Here is a 17033-nt window from a genome sequence, read left to right on the forward strand (position 1 = left end):
AAGGGATGGGGTAGCGTCCCCCTCATGGAACCCGACGGCCAGCTCGGCGCGCTCGAGCGGGCCGTCGAGGGGACCCTCGCCGAGGGCGCGCTGGAGTTCGACGGCGACGAGGCCGTCCTGCGGATCGAGGGCTCGCTCGTCCTGACCACCGGCTGGTTCCTGTCCTGCGCCGCCGCCGGCGTCGTGCTGCTGCTGTTCGGCGCGGTCCTGTCCCTCACCGGGCTGCGCGGCGCCTCGAACTGGGCGCTGGCGCCCGGCGCCGTGATGGTCGCGCTCGTCCTCGCCTTCCTGCTGGCGCTGCGGTTCACCCCGCTGCCCGCGCTCTGGCCCGAGCTGGAGTTGCGGTTCACCGAGCAGGCGATGGTGCACCGGCGGACCCGCGTCCCGTTCGACGACCTGCGCCCCGAGCACCTGGTGTGGAAGAACGGCCGGTTCTTCCGCCGGCTGTACGTCCGGCACCCGTCGCTGCGCAAGCAGCTCGCCGGGTTCTTCGAGAGCGAGGAGCGGCAGGCCGAGGAGTTCCAGCGCCGGCTCTGGGAGCTGATCTCGGCGCCGGACCTGCCCGGCGTCCTCACCCACGGCAGCGACCTCACCCCGGTGCAGCGCTGGATCATCGGCGCGGGCGCCCCGTACGGCGCGATCAACGGGTTCCGGCTCGACCGGCTCGGCGTCGCGCCGGGCGAGTCCGCCGCGGCCGCCGACCGGCGCACCGCGCAGGAGCTGCTGCGCGAACCGTGGGGCGCCTACGACCTGGAGCAGCTGCTCGCCGCGGTGAACTGGCTCGTCCAGGAGGGGCACCGCGCCGACTTCACCATGGACGCCGAGCTCGCCGCCCGCCCGCCCGAGGAGCGGGAGCGCTACGCCGCGCTGCTCCACGAGGTGGACGGCCTCATCGCCGCCGACCGGCTGGAGCCGCCGTTCGTCGAGCGGCTCATCGAGCTCGTCCGGGTCCGGTACGGGGACGGCGGCGCCGTGTACGCCAAGCTCGTCCCGCCGCTGCTGCGCGACGATGCCGGCGCGGACGCCAGCGAGGAGGGCGCGGAGCTGGCCCAGTTCCTGCACCGGCTGTTCAACGACCGCGGCCACGCCGCCGAGGAGCTGCACCGGCTGGAGGTGCTCGCCGACCCGGCCCTGCACGCCAACGTCGGCCGGTTCCTCATCTGGGACTACGCGCGCGCGTTGATGCTGTACCGGTGGGGCCACATGGTGGGCTGGCTCACCGAGGAGTACTGCTGGGAGCGGATGCTGCCGCTCGCCCTGGACGTCCAGCGCCGCTACACGTCCTGGCACGACATGGCGACGTGCTACCTGCAGGGACGGCTGCTGTGGTCGGGCGGCGGCGGCCGTGCGCAGGCGGAGTACGACCGGCTCGTCGAGCACCTCGCCGCGGAGCGGCGCAGCCCGTGGAACCTCGTGCCGTGGGACCTCGACCTGACCCGCGACTGGCCCTGACCCGCGACCGGCCCTGACCCGCGACCGGCCCCGACCCGCGCGCGCCGTCAGCCGCCGATGACCCCGCCCTGGTAGGCGGCGCCGTCCGCCGCGCCCTGCGCGCTCCCCGGCACCTCCGCCGCCGCGCCGCCGCCCTCGCCGGACGCCCGCCAGCTCTGCGCGGGCGCGTCGCTCTCCCCATCCGGGTACACCGTCCCGCCGAGCCAGTGCACCAGCGAGTCGGCGAACTTGCGGGCGACGCGCGGCGCGTCCGGCAGGTCCGCGACCGCGCGGATGTCCACCCACCAGACCGGCGCGACGACCCGGGCCGCGAACTCCGCGCCCAGCAGCCGCCCGATCTCGCCCTGCACCGACACCTGCACCGCGTCCTCGATCGCGACGAGCAGCCGGCCGTCCGCGTCGTACAGCAGGGTCGGCTCCGGCTCCCCGCCGCGCAGCTCCAGCGGCTCGCCCATCGCGATCATGCCGTCGGCGACGGCGTGCACGTCCGGGCGGCGGCGCACCAGCGCGACCAGGTCACTGCTCATCGGGCCACCCCGGCGCCGAGCGAACGGGCGAACACCTCGTGCACCACCTGGATCCCCGCCATCCGTGCGGCGGCCGACACCCGGCCGAGCTCCAGCGAGCTGCCGGTGGCCAGGTGCCGGTCGTAGGGCACCGCCACCACGGGCAGCCCCCACGCGGCCAGCATCTGGTGGGCGCGCTGCAGGTCCGCGCCGACCTGCGGGGCGTGCGACACCATCGCGATCACGGTGCGGCGCAGCACGTCCTGCTGGTCGTTGGACACGAACCACTCCAGCGCCCCGCGCGCGCTCAGCGCCCCGTCGACCGTCCCTGGCGTCACCAGCACCAGGCCGTGCGAACCGGCGATGACCCCGCGGTTGACCTCGGTGAGGATGCCGGCGCCGCAGTCGACGACCGTCGCCGCGACGTACCGGCTGACCGCGCTCAGCGCCGTCTCGAACGTCTCCAGCGTGAACTCGCCGGCGATGCGCCCGCCGCGCGTGGACGACAGCACCCACAGGCCGTCGGGCGTGCGGGTGAGGAACCGCGCCGCCTCCTCGAACGACTGCGGATTCTGCGCCGCCAGCTCGAACAGCGACAGCTGCGAGCGGACGCCGAGGCGCAGCGGCAGCGACCCGAGTTCGGCGTCGGCGTCGGCGGCCAGCACCCGGTCGGCGCGGTGCCGGGCCAGCTCCGTCGCGACCAGCGCCGCCATCGTCGTCTTGCCCGCGCCGCCGCGCACGCTCGCCACCGCGATCTGCCGGGAACTCGGCACGGACCGCTGCATCAGCTCGCCGAACGCCGCCAGCAGCCGGGCCTCGCGGGCGCCGCCGCCGACCGCCTTCAGGACGCCGCGCCCGACCCGGCGGGCCAGCGCGTCGCCGTGCTGGTTCCTGCGGACGAGGTCGGCGGGCGGGATCTCCTGGCCGGGCACCTGCCCGGGACCGGCGGGCTGACCGGGCATCACCGGCTGGACGGGCGCGGCGGGCTGCGCGTGCTGCTGCGCCGCGGCCGCCGGGTCGGGCCATGCGCCTTGCTGCCCGGCCCGCTGCCCCTGCTGCGCCGCCTGGCCGGCGGCGGGCTGGACCGCGCCGAGGACCGGGTTGACCGCGGCCTCCCAGTCGAAGTCGGAGTGGACGAGCGGGTCGATCTGCTGCTGCGTCTCGGCCGGGAGGTCCACGGCCTGCTGCATTGTCTGCTGCGGCGGCTGCTGCTCTGCCTGCTGCGGCGGCTGCTGCTGCTCTGCCGGCTGCATGGGCTGGTGAGGCGCGGCCTGCTGCTGGGTCACCGCCTGCTGCTGGGCGGCGGCCTGCTGCGCGGCCTGCTCCTGGAACGCCTGTTCCTGGAACGCCTGCTCCTGGAAGGCCGGCTGTTGTACGGGCTGCTGGGCCGCCGCCTGCTGCTGGATCTGCGGGGACGGCACCGGCTCGGGCACCACGGGCTCGGGGGCAACGGGCTCGGGGGCAACGGGCTCGGGGGCCGGCGGCTCGGGCAGCAGCGGGGCCGGCTCGTCCTGGGCGCCCTGCGACGCGTCCGCGACCTGCGGGAACGGCGGAGCCTCAGGGACGGGGGGCGGCGCCTCCGGCGCGGCCTGAACGGGCGGCGCCGCCTGCACGGGCGCGGGCTGCGGCTCCGGCCGGGCGGCCTGCGTCACCTGCGCCGGGACGGACGCCGCGGGCGCCCGCTCCTCGGCAGGGCGCGGCGGCGCATCGGCGCCCCAGGTCCCCTGTGCGGGGGCGGAGGGCGTCGCGTCGAGGACCTGTAGCCCGCGCCGGGACACGCCGATCTCGCGCAGTACCGCCTGCTGCCAACTGGAGTCGGACACCGGCCTCCCCTCTCCCCGCCAAGACTACGAGACACGCGTCGCCCCACGCACCGCCGCGGGCTCGGCGCCTCCTCCCGGACGGGATCCGGGGCACCGTGCACACCGGCCTCACCGGCACAGACGACCCCAGACAGGCGATCTATCCTGAAATCACCCTTACCCTCCCGCTAGTCTGGCCGGACCTCGATCGGCACCCCGCCATGTGAGCACACCGCCCGGAGCGACCATGAACCCCCCTGAATGGCCCGGTCAGCCCGGCGGGCCGGGCTACCCGCCGGCTCCGCCCGGCCCGCCGATGCCCGGCCCCCCGATGCCCGGTCCGCCGGGACCGCCGATGGGCTTCCCGCCTCCCCCGCCGAAGCGCGGCGGCGGAAGCGCGCTCGTGCCCGTCCTGATCATCGGCGTGGTCGCCGTGCTCGGCATCGTCGGGATCGGCGCGTTCTTCATCCTGCGCAGCGGCGACGACAAGCCGGACCGGTCCGTCGCGCTGCCGACGGTGACCCATCTGAACCCGTCCTCGGGAACGACCTACTCGCCCCCGCCGTCGCCGCGGACGTCCATCGGCGGGACCGGCGACCCGTCCAGCGTCCTCACCCGGACCATCCGGACGGCGAAGGGCCACACCTTCACGCAGGCGGGCGTCCGGACCGAGTCGTGCGTGACGCGCGCCAACGCCAAGCTGCTGCCCGCGCTGCGCAGGTACCCGTGCGTCGGGATGATGCACTCGGCCGTCTACGCCAACCCGACCAAGACCATCATCACGTCCGTGTCGATCATGACGATGGGCACCTCGTCGGCGGCGATCTACGTCAAGGGCATGACCGACCAGAGCGGCTGGCCGAAGCTGCTCACCCCGTCGGACGCCAGCGGGCTCCCGCAGCCGCGGGCGAACCCGGCGTACTGGACGCGGACCTGGTCGCAGGGCCGGAACGTGATCTACGCGCAGTCGTACTGGAGGAGCGGCGGCGCGACCGGCGACCGCACCGGCAGCGTCTTCGCGACGGCCGGGGAGCTGGGCGTCGAGGTCACCAACACGCTGCTCTGGTCGAACTGATGGAACGTGCCGAGCGGGCGCGGAACGGGCGGGCCTCCGCCCGTCCCGGTCTCGCTCGGCCCGGCGCGTCCTCGCCGGCGGCGGCGTCAGCCGTCCTGCCGCTGCGCCTCGCGCTTGCGGGCCTGCGCCCGCTCGTAGGACGCCAGCGCGCGCTCGCCGCCCGGCCGCATCTCGAACCGGATCCCGCGGTCGCCCTCGAACGGCTCCCGGTGGTCGAAGCCGCCGGTGTAGATCTCGGCGGGCACCCGGTCGGGGAACGCGTCGCAGTACGGGATCCAGGTGTCCATCGACGTCTCGGCGCCGGGGTCGGCCCGCTGCTGGAGACGCACGCACGCGTCACAGATGCTGGGTCTCCTGCGCATGGTCCGGCCGTCCTCTCCGCTGTTCGCCCTGCCGTCCGCTCGCGCCGCCGGGACGCACCGCCGGCGGCCTCGCCGCAGTGTTCCACACCCGCGGTAACACCCTTACCCCCGTGCGCGATCACCAGCCGAGGGGTTGCGACATGAGCGGCGAAATCATCATAATGACCGCTCCCCGTGTGTCTGTGATCGTGCGCGGTCGCGGGCTCGTTCAGCTCCCGACGAACAGAGGGGTCCCCCGTGCGCGCTGAATGGCAGGCGCATATCGACGAACTCCTGCAGACCTACCAGGAGAAGCGCCGGCAGATCCAGGAGATGCAGTCCCGGCTGGAGACCATCGAGGCGTCGGCCGAGGCCGCCGACGGCATGGTCCGCGTCAAGGTCGACCGGCAGGGCCGGCTGGCGTCGCTGGAGTTCGACCCGCGGGTCTCCCGCAAGCTCGGCAGCGAGGAGCTCGCCGAGGCCGTCATGGAGGCGTCCAGGAAGGCGCAGGCGGACGTCGCCGACCAGGTGCGCGCCGCGATGCAGGGCCTCGCCCCCGAGGGCGCGTCCGGCGAGGGCGGCGGGTTCGACCTCGCCAAGCTGCTTCCCGAACGGCCGGACGACATCGAGGCCGTCCGGCAGCGCCTCGGGATCCAGCCGCTATGACGTTCGACGGATACGAGGTCGACACCGAGGCCCTCGAACGCGCGGGCGGCGGCTTCGAGACCAACGCCAACGTGCTGCAGCAGATCTTCGACACCCTCAACTCGGCGTTGCAGGCCGAGGGCAAGTGCTGGGGCTCCGACGAGACCGGCCAGAAGTTCGAAGAGGGCTACGCCGAGCCGAGCAAGAGCGTCCTGGAGGCCTTTCCCAAGCTCAAGACAGGGCTGGACGGCATCAAGAAGGGCGTCGACGAGATGGCCAAGGAATACAAGAAGGCCGAAGGCGCCTCGAGGCTGAAGTGAGCTGATCCGTGGGTCTGGAAATCCCCGCCGAGGTCCAGTGGCTGTCGTGGATCGTCGGCTCCGACTGGCCCGAGGGCGACGAGACCGCGATGCGGCGCTGCGCCGACGCCTGGCGCCAGGCCGCCACCTCCCTCAACGAGCTCGTCGGCGACGTCACCGGGACCATCAACGACGTCCGCGGCACCCTCGACGCCGAGGCGGCCGAGAAGTTCCAGAAGAACGTCGAGCAGTGGACGACGACCGACCCGCGGCTGCTGCCCAGCATGGCGGATTCCTGCAACAAGCTCGCCGAGGTCCTCGACAACGGCGCGCTGGACATCGAATACGCCAAGTACATGTTCATCGCGCTGCTGATCGTCACCGCGATCGAGATCGCGATGCTGATCGCGGCGGCGTTCGAGACGTTCGGCGCGTCCACCGCGGGCATCCCTGCGGTGGAGGGCGCGGCCCAGGTCACGGCCCGCACCATCTTCAAAGAGCTGATGGAGAAGCTCGGGGAGAAGTTCCTCGGCGCGGTCCTGAAGGGCGCCGCGTTCGGCGCGCTGCAGGGCGGCGGGCTCGACCTGATCGTCCAGGGCGTCCAGATCGCCCAGGGCAACCGGAAGGACGTCGACTGGGCCAAGACGGGCCAGGCCACCCTGGACGGCGCGATCGGCGGCGCGATCTCCGGCGGCGTCGGCTTCGGCGCGGGCAAGATCCCCGGAGTCGGCGACGCGGCCGGCACCCCCCTCGGCAACATGTTCAAGGGCATGGCGCGCGATGGCGTGTCCGAGGCCGTCAGCGGCGTCGCCGGCACCGTCGCCACGTCCGCGATCCACGGTGACCCGCTGAGCTGGGACGCCATCGCCAAGGGCGCCACGTCGGGCGCGTTCGGCGGCGCGGTCGGCGGCGGCAAGGGCGGCCTGACGGAGTTCGACGGCGGCGTCCCCGGCGGCGGCCCCGCGGGTCCGAACGTCGACCCCACCCCGGTGACCACGCACACCCCGTCGACCGGCGGCGGCTCGGGCGAGGGCGGTTCGGGCGGAGGCGGCTCCGACGGCGGCGGCTCAGGCGGAGGCGGCGGCGCGCACGTCACCGGCGGAAGCGGCGGGGGCGGCGGCTCCTATGACGGCGGCGGCTCGGGCGGTGGAGGCGGCGGCTCCCACGGCGGTGGCGGCGGCGGTTCCTACGACGGCGGCGGCTCGGGCGGAGGCGGCGGCAACCGTATATCCACCTTGCTCGGCGACAACGGCGGCGGTGGAGCGAACCACGGCGTCAGCCTCGCGTCGGCGGCCCCCGAGGGCGGCTCGGGCGGAGGCGGCGGGGCGCCCTCCTCGGGCGGCGGGTCCGGCGGCGGCCTCGGCGGCAACCCCGGCGCCTTCAGCGGCGGTGGCGGCGCGGGCGGGTCGGACGGCGGCGCGCCGAGTTCCCCCTCGTCCGGCGGCGGACCGAGCGGCGCCGTCCCGATGGGCGGCGGCACGGCCCCCGGCGGCGCCCCTGCGGCGGGCGGCGGCGTCCCAGGCGGCGCAACCCCGTCCGGAGGCGGCGGCACAGGAAGCGGCTCTGGTTCCGGCTCTGGTTCCGGCTCGGGCGCTCCGGGCAGCGGCTCTGGTTCAGGCTCGGGCGGCTCTGGCGGTTCGGGCGGCGGCGCCTCCGGTTCCCGTCCTGGTGGCGGCGCGTCCGGCGGCACCCCGGGTTCACCGGCGGGCGGCGGCCCGTCCACGGGCTCCGGCTCGTCCGGCGGCGGCTCGGGCCGCGGCCGCGACGAAGCCCCGTCCGGCTCGACCCCGTCCCGCTCCCCCGGCGACGGCACGGCCGCGCCGGGCGACCCGCACACGTCCCCCGGCGACGAGCACACCGCGCCGTCCGGCGGCGGCACGGACCCCGCGGCCCGTACCGAAACGCCGTCCCCGACCGGCGAGCACACCACGCCCTCGCCCACCGAGCACGCACCCGCACCGGACGGCGAGGCGCCGACCGGCGGCCACACCACCCCGCCCGCGACCGAGCACACCACGCCGCCCGCAGGCGGCGAGCACACCCCGGCCTCGGGCAGCGAGCGCACTCCCACCTCGGGCAACGACGCACCGACCGGAGGCCGCACGACGCCGCCCGCAGGCGGCGAGCACGCCCCCGGCACGACACCGACCGGCGGCACGACCACGCCCCCGGCGAGCGGCAACACGACGCCCCCGACCAGCGGAAACAGCACAGCGCCGACCGGCGGCAGCGGCACGGCGCCGACCGCAGGCGGCGGCACGCCTTCCGGCGGCCACGGCACGGCCTCGCCCGGCGGCGGCCCCTCCATCAGCGGCGGCGGTTCCTCGCCTGGCGGCGGCGGTTCCGCGCCCGCTGAGGGCGGCGGGTCCACGGCGACCGGCGGCGGCTCCGACCCGTCGGACGGCGGTTCGCCGCCCGGCGGCGACCCGTCCGCGCCCGAAGGCGCCGACGCTCCGCCCAGCAGCACGGCCGGGTCGTCCGACGCGAAGGACGGCGGCCAGGCGACCGCCGACCTGCCCGACGCGATGGCGGCGCCCGACCATGGCGGGTCCGACGGGTCGAGCGGCCAGCCCGGCCTCATCGCGGGCGTCCCGATGCCGATGGGCGGCATGGGCGGTATGGGAGGCGGCGGTTCCACCGTGCGCGGCGGTGGTACGCCCGGCGGTGGCGGGGAGACGCGGGTCCGCACGACCACGCCGTCCTCCGGCTCGGGACGTCCCGAGACGACGTCGCGCTCGCCGCAGGAGCCGGGCAGCCGCGTTCCGAAGCCGTCCCGCCCGGGTGACGGGGCCGCGCCGAGCGAGAACGGCCCTCAGGCGACCCACGAGGCGCCGTCCGGCACGGGGACGGAGAACGCCCCGTCGCCGCACGAGCAGACGCCTCCCGCTCAGGAAGGCGCCACGCCTCCGGCCGAGCACGCACCCGCCGGGACGGAGAACGCCCAGCCCACTCCCGACGCGCCGTCCGGCGACGAGGGCGGACGCCCGGCGCCCGAGCGTCCCCTCACCGACGACAACGCCCCCGCCGACCCCGGCGAACACCCCATCCAGAACCTCGACGACCAGGGCGTGGTCCGGCCCGGTGACCCGCAGGGCGACGCGGGACCGGGGCCGGAGCGCGCGCCGTCCGGCGACGAGGGCGGGGAGGCGGCGCCCGAGCGTCCGCTGACCGACGGCGACGGCCCCGGCGACCCCGCCGAGCGGCCCATCCAGGACGTCGACGACCAGGGCGTCGTGCGCGGTGACGCGCCCGAGACGACCGGCGAGCCCGCACCGGGCGAAGGCGGCCCCTCGCGGGAGGACGACGCGTCCTCGCCGCGCGACGGCGAGCCCGGTGACGCGCCGCGCCGCCAGGAACCGGAGTCCGGCGCACCGGCCGAGCATCCCGAGCAGGCCGGGACGCCCGGCGAGCACGAGCGGCCGGAGGGGACGGCCCCGCGCGACGGCCAGGGCGACGACGGAACCGGCGACCACGGCGGCGACGACCACGGCACGGACGACGCGTCCGGCGACCACGACGGCGGCGACGCCTCCCACGACCTGGCGGACGCCGAGCACGAGGCGCGCGAGATCCTCTCCCAGCTCGGCGACGACGCGCCCGCGGTCGACTTCACGTCCCGCCCGATCGACCCGGCCGCCGCAGCCGAGATCAACCGGGCGCTCGGGAAGCTTGCCGCGGACTACCCCGGCACGATGCGGCAGCTCAACCGCATCGAGTCGACGGCGATGCCGCCCAACGAGAGCGACACCCTCGCCTACGCCCGGACCAGCGGCCCCGACCAGGGCATCTACATCAACGAGGACGCGTTCGGCGACAACGCGGAGCGCAACGCGGAGGGCGCCGACGAGGAGGCGGACGGCTTCACCGTCCCCGGCGGCGGGTCGACCGAGGGCGTGCTCACACACGAGTTCGGGCACCAGCTCGGGCAGCGGCTCCTCAACGACCCGGTGATGCGGGCCGAGCTCAACCAGGCGATCTCCGACGCGCTCGGCGTCCCCTACGACGCCACTCAGCCGCACGACCCCGCCATGAGGTCGCGCATCGAGAACGCGCTGTCGCAGTACGGCGCGACCAACCCGCACGAGCTGATGGCGGAGGCCTTCACCGAGCACCGCCTCGCCGAGAACCCGCGCGACCTCGCCCGCGCCGTCGGCGACGTGATGGACCGCCACTTCCGCGGCGAGGCGCCCGCGAGCACCCCGTCCGCGAACGACGGCGGCGCTCCGGGGAACCGCGTCTCCCACGACGGCACGCCGGGCACCGACCGGGGCACGCCCGAGGGCGCGCCGCGGACCGGCGACGGCACCACCGACCCGTCCCGCGCGCCGCACGACCAGCGCACGGGAGAGGGGACGCCGCGCCACAACGACGGCCAGATGCGTCCGGACGACGGCCGCCCGCGCGAGACCGACCCCGGCCGCGCCGAAGAGCCTCCGCGCCACGACGCCGGCGAACTTCCCCGCGACGACAGCCGCCCGCGCTCGGACGAGCGCACTCCCGGCGAAGGCCAGGAGCCTCCCCGGCACGACGCCGGCGAGCTTCCCCTCGACGAGAGCCGCCCGCGCGGCGAGACCGAGCCTCGTCCCGACGACGGCCGGCCGCGCTCCGACGAGACGGAACCGCGCGCGGACGACGGCCGCCCGCGCGAGACCGACCCCGGCCGCGGCGAGGAACCCCCGCGCCACGACGGCGGCGAGCTGCGCCCCGACGAGAGTCGCCCGCGCGGAGGCGAGGCGGAGCCCCGCCCGGACGACGGCCGCCCGCGCTCGAACGAGACCGAGCCGCGCCCAGACGAGCGCGCGCCCGGCGAGACGCACACGCGCCCCGGCGAGGGCGAGGAGACTCCGCTGCACCGGCGGACCCGCTCCAACGACGAGGACTCCGACGGCGGCGACTCCGGCCCGCCGCCCGACCGGCCCGACGCGACGCCGGGGGCCGAGCCGCCCGGCAACCTGCCGCACCAGCAGGCCGAGTGGGATCCGCCGCGGCACACCGACGAGGCGTCGATCGACCTCGCACCCGATCAGCGGCTCGCGGACGTCGAGGATCTGCGGCCGAACGCGCGCTACACCGTGTACGAGATCGGTCCGGACAACACGCGGATCCCGCGCAGCGTCGCCTACACCAACGGCGACCGGCAGGTCACCCACGTCACGAACCACACGCCGGACGAGCCCGGCGCCCGCGCCGTCCCGCCGAACGAGAACGTGGACCTCACGCGCCCGGAGCCGGGCGTCACGCACAGGGTCGACCTCGGCTACGCGAACCCGCACATCTTCAAGGGCGAAGAGGTCTCCACCGGCCAGGGCGCCGCGCCGTCGGCCACCCGGTTCGATCCACCGGCCGACGCCGCCCACCACACGTGGCCCGAGCCCTATGACGTCACGAAGGAAGGGCCCTTCGCCACCCGGAACGACCTGAAGCGGCCCGAGAACGCGCGGATCGAGGTCCGCGACCCGAAGGGCAGGCTCCACGGCGTCTTCTGGACCGACGACAAGGGCAACGTCACGCACGTCCGCACCTGGTACGGCGACAAGAGCCACGGGTTCAACCCCGAGCTCGGTGACAAGCCGGCGAAGGCCAGGGCCGCGGGCGTTCCCAAGCCGAACACCCATTACCTGATCGAGCCGCACGAGCGGTTCCACACCCGGGAGAACACGCGGCTCGACCCGCCCGACGGCGCCCGCACCGGCGACTTCGGCGACGGCAGCGTCAAGCCGGGCACGTTCGCCTACCACACGAACGACCGCGGCCAGGCGCGCGTGGCCAGCGGCAGCCCGGAATACGACGCGGGCAGGTCGCAGCGGAACGAGAGCGTCCAGACGGACGTCGGCCGCACCGGCGGCGGCCACCACCCGCCGGGGCGTCCCGAGCCCAAGCGGGTCGGCGAGTACCACGGCGGCGAGTTCGACGGCGGCCACATCTTCCCGCACGAGGCCCGCGGCCCCGGCGAGAAGATCAACTACTTCCCGCAGGAGAGCAGGACCAACCGCGGCAACCAGGGCGCGGACTTCACGCCGAGCGAGAGCTGGCGCCACTCGTTCGAGGCCCATCTCTACTCCCAGCAGGCGGCCGGCCACACGATCGAGCGGATCGACTTCTTCCCCGAGCCGAACGATCCGCGGGTCACGCCGGAGGTCGTCCACGTCCGCTGGACGGAGACGGTCCCTCCGCGCACGCCCGGCGGGGAACCCGAGCTGTACACGCACTACCGCAGCTACCACAACGTCGACCCCACCCTGCGGGGCAGTTCTCCCCCGCCGGGCTCCATCCCGCCGGGCAGCGGCTCCGGACCGGCGACGCCGGGATCCTCGGGCGATCCCCAGCCGGCGCCGGACCAGCCGCATCGCCGCGTGCGCGGGCCGGTCCCCGAGCCGGAAGAGCCTGCGGCCCCGGCCGGTTCGTCCGGCGACCCCGCACCGGCCGCCGAACCGGCGGCAGGGCCGGAGCCGGCGGTGGCGCCGGAAACCGGGGCGGCACCGGAGTCGACGCCCACACCGGAACCGGCGGCATCGACGGAACCGGCACCGGCACCGGAACCGACGCCGTCGCCTGAGCCGACGGCGTCACCCGAACCGACACAGACGCCCGAACCGACACAGACGCCGGAGGCCGAGGCGCCGGCCGGCGCTTCCGAAGGGCGACCCGACGCGGGCGATGGTCGGCCGGCTCCCGAGGCCGCGCGTCCCGACGCCCGCTCGCACTACGGCTGGTACGAGTCGGAGGCGCCGACCACCGCGCCGCGCCCGGAGCCCGCTCCCGCCACCGGCGGAGCGCATACGGTCGGCAGCCCCCGGCCGGAGGGCACCCCGCCGCACGGCGAGGGAACGGCGCCCCGTACGGAGAGCGGCCCGGGTACGGAGACGACGCCGCGGCGGGACGTCACGCCCGGTGCGCCGGAGGAGACCACGTCCCGGCCGACGGAGCCCGTCCGCGGCGAGAACACGCGTCCAGCCTCCGAGCCCGCTACCGCAGCGGAGGGCGCGCGTCCGGAGACGTCGCCGCCTTCGAACGAGAACGGCACGCGCGCCGACAGCGGTCCCCGACCGGAGAGCGCGCCCCCGGCGGACGGCCCCGTCGAGAACGCACCCCCGGCCGACCGGCCTGCAGGCAACGCGCCGTCCAGCGACGGCACGGCGCCCGGCGATGGCGGGACGCGCCTGGCGGACGCGCCGCCCCGATCCGACGCCGCGCCGCATCCGGGGCCCGGTCCGCGCACGGACGCGCCGCCCAGGCCCCGGTCGGCCGAGCCGGAAGGCGAGCGCCCCCGCACGGCCGACCCGGACCTGATGCGCCGGGTCCACGAGAACGAGCAGCTCCGGCAGGTGCTGGACCAGGCGCGGGACACCGTGGTCAACGACCGCGGCGACCGGCTCGGCGACCTCCTGGACGACGACCTGCGCACCCGGCTGCCGAACCATCCGGAGCTGGCGCGGATCATCGAGGGGAGCGGCCCGCCGCCGCTGACGAGGGCCGAGCAGGCGATCCACGACTCGCTGCTGGCCCGTCCCCGGACGCTGCACAGCCTGCTGACGCACCCGGAGGCCGTCCACATCCTGGAGGACTCCATCCGGGAGGTGAACGAGCGCGGCCCCGAGGCGGTCCTGGACGGCGGTCCGGCACGGCCCAGGGAGACCCCGCTCGAGGACTGGCAGACCCGGATCAGCGACCGGGTGGTCGGCGAGATCGGCACGTCGAAGGCGCCGGGCCAGCCCGGGTTCGACCGCGAGGCGCTCGCCGCCGAGCGGGAGCGGGCGGGCGAGGGGCGCCCGCTGGCGAAGGACAACCGCCTCGTCAACGACTACCTGGACGAGCTGTACCGCGCGGCCGAGGAGCAGCGGGGCACGCTGCACGACATCCTGACCGACCTCGCGGACGACCCCGGCGACGCCAAGATGCGTCCGGGCGCGAAGGACCGGGTGCGCGCCCTCGACAAGATCATCAACGAGAACGACGGCGACGCGTCGACCCTGAACGACCTGCTCGGCGGCAAGGTGCAGTTCGACGACGTCTCCGGGCTCTACCGCGCGCTCGACCGCGTGCAGGGCGTCGTCCGCGCGCACGGCGCCGAGATCGTGTCGATCAAGGACCGGCTGCGCAGCCCGCAGCCGAGCGGCTACCGGGACATCCGGATGACCGTGCGGATGCCGAACGGCCACATCGGTGAACTCCGCCTGCACCTGAAGTCGTTCGACGCGGTCGCCGACCACGAGCACTCGCTCTACGAGGTGTCGCGCGACCTGCCGAACGTCGCGGAGGAACGGGCCGCGCTCGGGCACCGCGAGGCGGACCTGACGCCGGAGGAACTGGCCGTCCGCGAGGCGGTCAACCGGCGCCTCAACGAGCGGTTCGGCGACGCGCTGGACCAGGCGCTGCCGCCTCACCTGCGCAGCACGCACGAAGGCGAGCCGCCGGCGCCCGGGCATCGTGCGACCGAATCGGGCACCGGCCCGGAGCTTCCGAGCCCGCATGAGGCCCCGCCGGGCGGCGAGAGCGGGCACGGGACGCCGGAGCCCGGCGGGGACGGGGACCGGCCCGCCGGCGACGGCGAGCGCCACCCCGAGGACGAGCACCGCACGGCCGAGCACGAGACCGACGAGCACGAGACCGGCGAACACCGCACAGACGAGGACCGGGCGGACGAGGACGGGCGCGGCGACCACGGAGACGCGCCGATCCCGGAGAACCTGCCGCCGCACCTGCACGAGGTGTTCCGCGCCAGCGACGAGACCCCGGCGGGCCGGTCGTTCCACGACCCGTCCGATCCGGCGATGCGCGACCTGGCGCGGCGAGTCCCGGCGGACCCGCAGCGGTTCGTCGTCGACGGGCACGCCGACGCGGACGGGCTGCGGCTCGGCGGCGGGCGCCGGCTCGGCGTGGACGACCTCGCCGACCTGATCGGCAACGACCCGGCGTGGGACCGCCGCGAGGTGCTGCTGCTGGGCTGCCACACCGCTGACGGCGACTTCGCCGCCCGGCTGGCCCAGCGGCTCGGCGTCCCGGTCATCGCGCCGCACGGCCTCGCCTGGTCGGACGGCGACGGCAACGTGTATGCGTCGTCCGGGCACGCCGGCGCGGACGGCCAGGTGCGGCCCGGCCTGCCGCCGGACGGCTCCTGGACCGTCCACCATCCGGACGGCACCACCACGCCCGGCGGCCAGGACGGGTACGCCCCCGGCCACCCGAGGGAGGGCGCCGACCACGCGGCGAACGGGGACGCGGAGGCGCGCGGTCTGCGGGAGCTGTTCCGGCGCCGCCGCGACGGCGAACCGTCCACCGGCAACGGCACGAACGCCGTCCCGCCGCACGCCGGGTACCCCGACCCGAGGCACCCCGCCCCCAGCCACGGCGATCCGCGCCGACCGGCCCCCGGCTACGCCGACCCGCGCTACGCGGCGCCGTCGAACCCGCCGGGCGTCCGGCCGGCGGCCCACCCCGGCGCGGTCCCCGGTGCCCATTCGCATACAGATGATCACCCTGCGACGCGGCCCGGAGCCCATCCAGGCGTCCCCCCGGCCGCAGGATCGGCCGCTCCCGCGGGCGCCCGTCCGCCGGCGCACCCGGGCGCGAACCCCGGTGGCCGTCCTGGGGCGGCGCCGGGCGGCCACCCCGGCGCGGGGCCGGGCTTCGTCCCCGGCGCCCACCCCGGCACGGCTCCCGGTGCCCGCCCGCCGGCGGGGGCAGTCCCGACCGGATACCGGGCCACGCCGCCGGGCACGCCCTCCACACCGCACCCGGGCACGCCCTCAACGCCGCACCCGGGCACGCCACCGGCGTCCCGCGCCAGTGCGAACCCTGCTGGGCATCCGTCCGTTCGCCCGGCCCCGGCCGGTCACCCGGCGGACCGCCCGGCGGGCCACCCCGGCGGCGTCCCGGCCGGCCATCCCGCGCCGCACGCCCCGCACCCCGCTCCGAATGCCCCTGCCCCGCATGCCCCCGGCGCGCACGCCCCGGCCGGGCATCCTGCCGCGCACCACCCCGGAGCGGCCCATCACGCACCCGTGGAGGGCCACGTCGGGACCGACGGCGTCCGCCGGTTCGGCGGCGACCACGAGGGCGAGCAGTACGGCGAGAACCGGCTGGCCCACGTGTACCGGCAGCTCCCGCCGCACCTGCAGCACGCGATCTACCAGTACACGGTGCAGTCGATGCCGAACCCCCACCTGCGCCCCGGCGCTGACGTGGCGGGTTTCCTCGACCAGGTACGGCGCGAGGGGAACTACGCGCAGCACCTCATGTACCTGAACAACGGCGGCATGCCGGCGTTCGGGCACGAGCTGCGCGCCATGCTGCACCGGCCGGATCTGACCGACTACCAGCGGCAGATCGTCCAGTACGTCATGGCGCACCCCAACCCCGAGCGGAAGCTCGCGGAACTCCGGTACCAGCACGCGGAGCTCGGCCGCCTGACGCACTACCTGGGCGGCGACCCGACGCCGGAGGCGTTCTGGCGCCGCATCGGCGAGCTGGACCAGGCGCTGCGCCAGCCGCTTCCCGAGCCGGTCGAGACGAACCGCGGCCTGCACGACGTGTCGTTCATGATCGCGCAGGACGGCCTGCCGCTCGGGAACCGGGATCCGCGGCTACTGATCGGTGCGCGGCAGCAGGAGCCGGCGTACATGTCGACCTCGCTCGGACGCAACCCCGCGGTCGTCGACAACGATCCGTTCGAGTACCGGATCCGGATGCGGCTCCCCGCGGGCTCGCACGGGCTGTGGATGGGCCGGAGCAGCGACTATCCGGACCAGCGGGAGCTGATCCTGCCGCGCAACGTCCGGTACCGGATCACCGGCGTCACCTTCACCGGCATGGTCCGCAAGCAGCTGCCGAACGGTCAATGGGTGGAGAGGCCGACCTACGATATATGGGCGGACGCGGAGCCACCGGACTGATTCCGCGCAGGTGAGCGACCG

At 75.8% G+C, this 17033-nt stretch carries 8 protein-coding genes; 5 read left to right on the forward strand and 3 right to left on the reverse strand.

Annotated features, from left to right (window positions below; translation table 11 throughout):
* Nucleotides 1-24 precede the first annotated feature (24 nt).
* Nucleotides 25-1452 carry a DUF1266 domain-containing protein gene (locus tag ABT299_RS29790; protein WP_500252746.1) on the forward strand — a complete coding sequence of 476 codons (1428 nt, stop codon included), beginning with the start codon at nt 25-27 and terminating at the stop codon, nt 1450-1452.
* A 47-nt stretch (nt 1453-1499) separates the two neighbouring features.
* On the opposite strand, the gene ABT299_RS29795 is transcribed toward ABT299_RS29790, so the two are convergent.
* The gene (locus ABT299_RS29795) at nt 1500-1979 is read right to left on the reverse strand and encodes a hypothetical protein (RefSeq protein ID WP_190866604.1); all 480 of its coding nucleotides are present in this window, start codon (nt 1977-1979) and stop codon (nt 1500-1502) included.
* Nucleotides 1976-3781, reverse strand: coding sequence for a CpaE/TadZ family protein (locus ABT299_RS29800; protein WP_500252747.1), 1806 nt, complete (start codon nt 3779-3781; stop codon nt 1976-1978). The genes ABT299_RS29795 and ABT299_RS29800 overlap by 4 nt, the downstream gene beginning before the upstream one ends.
* Nucleotides 3782-4007: 226 nt before the next feature.
* Here ABT299_RS29800 and ABT299_RS29805 point away from each other — a divergent pair, with 226 nt between their 5' ends.
* A complete protein-coding gene (locus tag ABT299_RS29805) occupies nt 4008-4835 on the forward strand; it encodes a flagellar basal body-associated FliL family protein (protein WP_190866600.1) in 828 nt (275 codons plus the stop codon).
* An 86-nt stretch (nt 4836-4921) separates the two neighbouring features.
* On the opposite strand, the gene ABT299_RS29810 is transcribed toward ABT299_RS29805, so the two are convergent.
* Nucleotides 4922-5197, reverse strand: a complete 276-nt coding sequence (locus ABT299_RS29810; protein WP_190866598.1) for a hypothetical protein — start codon at nt 5195-5197, stop codon at nt 4922-4924.
* A 237-nt stretch (nt 5198-5434) separates the two neighbouring features.
* Between ABT299_RS29810 and ABT299_RS29815 the strand changes: the two genes are divergently transcribed.
* Genes ABT299_RS29815 through ABT299_RS29825 form a run of 3 tightly spaced genes read left to right on the forward strand, consistent with a single transcriptional unit; the run spans nt 5435 to nt 17012 of the window.
* A complete protein-coding gene (locus tag ABT299_RS29815) occupies nt 5435-5842 on the forward strand; it encodes a YbaB/EbfC family nucleoid-associated protein (RefSeq protein ID WP_500197934.1) in 408 nt (135 codons plus the stop codon).
* On the forward strand, nt 5839-6141 hold the full coding sequence (locus ABT299_RS29820; protein WP_190866594.1) for a WXG100 family type VII secretion target: 303 nt from the start codon (nt 5839-5841) through the stop codon (nt 6139-6141). The genes ABT299_RS29815 and ABT299_RS29820 overlap by 4 nt, the downstream gene beginning before the upstream one ends.
* A gap of 8 nt (nt 6142-6149) precedes the next feature.
* Complete coding sequence (locus ABT299_RS29825) at nt 6150-17012, forward strand: WXG100-like domain-containing protein (RefSeq protein WP_500252748.1); 10863 nt, start codon at nt 6150-6152, stop codon at nt 17010-17012.
* The last annotated feature ends 21 nt before the right edge of the window (nt 17013-17033 follow it).

The sequence above is a fragment of the Spirillospora sp. NPDC000708 genome, assembly GCF_040299565.1.
Lineage (GTDB): Bacteria > Actinomycetota > Actinomycetes > Streptosporangiales > Streptosporangiaceae > Spirillospora.

Excerpts from the sequence above, each read along its gene's own strand:
- ABT299_RS29810 (WP_190866598.1), bottom strand. The coding sequence starts at position 5,197 with ATGCGCAGGAGACCCAGCATCTGTGACGCGTGCGTGCGTCTCCAGCAG.
- ABT299_RS29795 (WP_190866604.1), bottom strand. The coding sequence starts at position 1,979 with ATGAGCAGTGACCTGGTCGCGCTGGTGCGCCGCCGCCCGGACGTGCAC.
- ABT299_RS29790 (WP_500252746.1), top strand. The coding sequence starts at position 25 with ATGGAACCCGACGGCCAGCTCGGCGCGCTCGAGCGGGCCGTCGAGGGG.
- ABT299_RS29820 (WP_190866594.1), top strand. The coding sequence starts at position 5,839 with ATGACGTTCGACGGATACGAGGTCGACACCGAGGCCCTCGAACGCGCG.
- ABT299_RS29805 (WP_190866600.1), top strand. The coding sequence starts at position 4,008 with ATGAACCCCCCTGAATGGCCCGGTCAGCCCGGCGGGCCGGGCTACCCG.